We start from the raw sequence: 3,984 nt of genomic DNA, 5'->3' as shown, positions 1-3,984 counted from the left end.
CCTCGGCATGAGCCCCTCGTTCGAGACTCCAGGATACATCACCTTCGACCTCGGGCCGGGCGCTCACCGAGCACCGCTACCAGCGGCAGGTGGGCGACGATGCCGCCCGCGCCCAGCGCCTGGGCGCCACCGGCGCGCCCTTCATCGTCGTCGACGGCACGTACGGCATCCCCGGCGCGCAGGACAGCGACGGCCTTCTCGACGTGCTGCGCACGGCCTGGGACGCATCCCACCCGCTCACCCTGACGACCGACGGCGACGCTCCGGCCTGCGGCCCCGACGGCTGCGCCGTACCGGCCCGCAGCTGACCTCCACCGGTCCCTCCCCGACCCACCACCCACCCCTGATCGATTTGAAAGGCTGAGTTCTCCATGTCCTACCTGCTGCACATCGACGCCTCCTCGCTCGGCGAGGCATCCGTCTCCCGTCAGGTCGCCCGCTCCTTCCGTGACGAGTGGCAGGGCCCGGTCGTCCACCGCGACCTGGCCGTCTCCCCCGCCCCGCACCTCAGCGCGGCGGGCATCACCGCCCGCACCACCGACCCCGCCGAGCACACCCCCGAGCAGGCGAAGGCCCTGGCGGTCCAGGACGAGCTGATCGAGGAATTCCTCGGCGCCGACGCCTACCTGTTCACCGTGCCGATGTACAACCTCACGATGCCGTCCGTGTTCAAGGCATGGCTGGACCAGATCATGGTCGCCGGGCGCACCCTGAGCCACGCGGGCCCCTCCCCGGTGGCCGGCCGCCCCGCCACGGTGATCTCCGCCCGCGGCGGTGGCTACGGCCCGGGCGCCCCGAAGGAGGGCCTGGACCACCTGGTGCCCACCCTGGAGCACCTCCTGGGTGAGGCCATCCTCGGCCTCGACGTCACCATCATCACCCCCGAGCTGACCATGGCCCCCTACGTGCCGATGCTGGCCCCGCTGCTGCCGATGCACGAGGCGTCCATGACCAAATCGCACGACGAGGCCCGCCGCCTGGGCTCTGCCCTGACCGGTCGGCCGGCCGCCTGATCCCCCCTGAACTGCCCGAAAGGCGTTTGATCACCATGAGTAACCTCCTGGTCCTCGGCGGCAGCGGCCGCACCGGCGCCCACGTCCTGGAGCACGCGGCCCAGCGCGGCCACCGCGTCCGCGCCCTCGTCCGCAACCCCGCCACGATGCAGGCACCGGCCGGTGTCGAGCTGATCCAGGGCACCCCCGCGAACATCGACGACATCCGCCGGGCCGCCGAAGGCACCGAGGCGGTGATCAGCGCGCTGAACAACGGCCGCGCCTCTGACAACCCGTGGGCCAAGCCGGTCAGCCCGCCGATGTTCATGACCGACGCCGCCCGCCGCACGCTCACCGTCATGGGCGAGCAGGGCATACCCCGCATCGTGCTGACCTCCACGCAGGGCGCCGGCGACGACTGGGCCCGGCTCAACCCGCTGGTCAAGGCGTTCATCAAGCTGTCGAACATCAAGGCGGGCTTCGAGGACCACACCGGCGTCGACCAGGTCGTCCGCGCCTCGTCCGGCATCGACTGGACCCTGGCCCGCGCTGTCACCCTGACCGACAAGCCCCTGAGTGGTCGTGTACGGGCCGCCGAGGCCGGCACCGAAAAGCCCGGCGCACGGATCAACCGCGCCGATCTCGCCCAGTTCCTCGTCCAGACGATCGAGGACGACACCTGGATCCGCAAAGCCCCCCTCGTCTGGAACACACGAGGATGACCCGCCCCATGATCCACACCCACCTCATGCACAACAGCTTTCCGACCTTAGGCGCGCCGTCCGTCGACGGCGACGCCGGACTGGAGTGACGTGACAACAAACGACACCCCCCGCCCCGACATCGCGTTCAACAAGCGCCTGCGTGTCGTGTTCGACGATCTTCAGAAGGCGTTCGGGGACGCGGCGCTCAGGCACGGCATCACGCACGAGGAGCTGGGCCAGGCCATCACCTACGTGCAGAAGCTGGTCGGGTCGGGGGACTTCCTGCTGGCGACGACCCTGCTCGTCGCCAATCGCCCGATCGAGGTCAGTTACGGCAGGGCCTACGCCCACCCGGAGAAGGACGGCGCCTCCCCGTGGATGGCGACCGGGCCCGCGTACGTGCCCGGGGCACCGGAGATCGACAACCCCGGCGTGCTGCCGATGGCGCCCGACGAGCCCGGCGACACCCTGTTCGTCTCCGGCACCGTACGCTCCACCTCGGGCAAGCCGCTGCCCGGCGCCGTGATCGATCTCTGGCAGACCACCGCCGACGGCCGGTACGCGGGCCTGACACCCGAGCAGGCGGGACCCCTGGAGGGCCTCGACGTCGTCGACTTCGACCTGCCGAAATACCACCTGCGCGGCAGAATCGTCGCGGATGCCGAGGGCCGCTACGAGTACCGGACCGTCGTGCCGGGGGTGGAGCCCGCGGCGGTGCCGGGCAGCCTGCTCGACGACCTCCTGCACATGCTGGGACGGGCCAACTCGCGCGCGAGGCACATCCACGCGTACGTCACCCACGACGACCATCACATGCTGACGCACCAGATCCACTTCGACGGCGACCCGCTCGTCGACACGGTCAGCGAGGGTGCGATCGCGCGGGAGCTGATCCACAAGACCGAGCTGCACGAGGACGTCGCCGCGTGGGAAGCACGCGGTCTGACCGGCCCGTACCGGACCCTCACCTGCGACTACATCCTCCGCCCCATCGGCTTCGACGAGGTGAAGGACCCGTACGTCCTCGATGGCTTCTGGAAACAGTGACCCGGAGCGGCCACGCCGCACCTGCCGGCCGACCGCCGACGTGCCCCCGGTGAAGAACGCGGTGTCGGCGGCGCATGACGGCGCCGCCCAGGGCCTTGGAGCCCGGCGGCGCCTCAATCGCCTTCAGTGGCAGCAGCAGCGGCACCCCCGAAGCCGCCCGCGCCAGAATCGACTGCTGTCACTGTTGCGGCACGTCGAGCCAGGAGCCTTGCGAGGTCACCGCTGCCGGAGCCGACATCCAGAGCACGGTCAAACCGTCTCGGTAGCTGAGGCGTCGTTCCCGCCGGACGGCAAGGCGTTTGAACTGATGAAAGAGGGCGAAGGCCTGCTCGACCGCGCAGCGGAGTTTGTGAGGCTCCGCCTGTCAGCGCGAAGTCCAGCTGTGTGGCGTGCCTGCTACCGGTTGGCCACGAGGAAGTCCTCCAGGATCTCGACGAAGCGCGCCGGCTGCTCCTCGGCCGGGTAGTGGCCGCAGTCGTCGAGGACTACTTCCGTGACGTCGTCGGCAGCCAGCCTCATCGTCTGGGCGGCACCGGCGCCGCTCCACAGCGCGCCGCCGACGGCGAGTACCGGCAGCGTCAGCCGGGTCTTGCTGCGCTGCTCGTTCTGCGCGATCGTCTCGTCCAGCGCCCGGTAGTAGGCGAAGCTCGCTCGCAGTGCGCGAGAATCCATGGTGATCGCGTCGACGTAGACGTCGACGGCGTACTCAGGGATCGCGGTCCGCGTGGCGGCCTTGGTGGCGAACTGCCAGCCGAAGAAGAGCCGCTCCCGTCCCCGGACCAGTTCCTCGTTGAGGTCGGTGAGCCGGTTGAAGCCGAACTGCCAGAGCTTCAGGTTGACCGCGGCCGGGCCGAAGAACGGCGGGGACGGCGTGAGTCCGGGGATCAGTGCTTCAAGGATGGCGAGCCGGCCCACCCGCTCGGGGTGATCGGCGGCGAGGGCGTATCCGGTCCACGTGCCGATGTCGTGGCCGACCACGTCGAACCGGTCGTGCCCGAGCGCGGCCATCAACGCGACCAGATCGGCGGCCAGCGTGCCGGCGTCGTACCCGTCGTCGGGCTTGTCGGAGAGCCCGGCTCCGCGCGAGTCGACGGCGACGACGGTATGTCGGCGGGCGAGCGCGGGCATCACCTCCCGCCAGGCGTACCAGGTCTGGGGCCACCCGCCGATCAGGAGCAGCGCCGGGCCGTCCCCACCGGTGACCGCGTGCAGCCGCAGCCCGTTCACCTCTACGAGCCGGC

General features: G+C 70.4%; 5 protein-coding genes and 1 pseudogene. 4 read left to right on the top strand and 2 right to left on the bottom strand.

Features of this window, described 5'->3' with window-relative positions:
• Positions 1–89 precede the first annotated feature (89 nt).
• The 4 genes from ABZ646_RS42110 (at position 90) to ABZ646_RS42095 (ending at position 2,743) form a co-directional block, all read left to right on the top strand.
• Positions 90–308, top strand: coding sequence for a hypothetical protein (locus ABZ646_RS42110; protein ID WP_360531737.1), 219 nt, complete (start codon positions 90–92; stop codon positions 306–308).
• 63 nt (positions 309–371) lie between these two features.
• On the top strand, positions 372–1,013 hold the full coding sequence (locus ABZ646_RS42105) for an NAD(P)H-dependent oxidoreductase (RefSeq protein ID WP_360531734.1): 642 nt from the start codon (positions 372–374) through the stop codon (positions 1,011–1,013).
• Between the two features lie 35 nt (positions 1,014–1,048).
• On the top strand, positions 1,049–1,714 hold the full coding sequence (locus ABZ646_RS42100; RefSeq protein ID WP_360531731.1) for an NAD(P)H-binding protein: 666 nt from the start codon (positions 1,049–1,051) through the stop codon (positions 1,712–1,714).
• A gap of 90 nt (positions 1,715–1,804) precedes the next feature.
• Positions 1,805–2,743 (top strand): catechol 1,2-dioxygenase, encoded by a 939-nt coding sequence (locus tag ABZ646_RS42095; protein WP_360531728.1) that lies wholly within the window; start codon positions 1,805–1,807, stop codon positions 2,741–2,743.
• 164 nt (positions 2,744–2,907) lie between these two features.
• On the opposite strand, the pseudogene ABZ646_RS42090 reads toward ABZ646_RS42095, so the two are convergent.
• Together ABZ646_RS42090 and ABZ646_RS42085 are read right to left on the bottom strand one after the other, a co-directional pair.
• Positions 2,908–3,012: pseudogene (locus ABZ646_RS42090) on the bottom strand (SAM-dependent methyltransferase); the annotation flags it as partial.
• A 127-nt stretch (positions 3,013–3,139) separates the two neighbouring features.
• Positions 3,140–3,984: alpha/beta hydrolase (locus ABZ646_RS42085; protein ID WP_360531725.1), on the bottom strand; the 845-nt coding region annotated here is incomplete at its 5' end.

Source organism: Streptomyces sp. NPDC007162, assembly GCF_040634175.1.
In the GTDB taxonomy this organism is placed as follows: Bacteria; Actinomycetota; Actinomycetes; order Streptomycetales; family Streptomycetaceae; genus Streptomyces.
The sequence above is the reverse complement of the archived record's forward strand: the minus strand, read 5'-3'. Positions and strand labels throughout refer to the sequence as shown.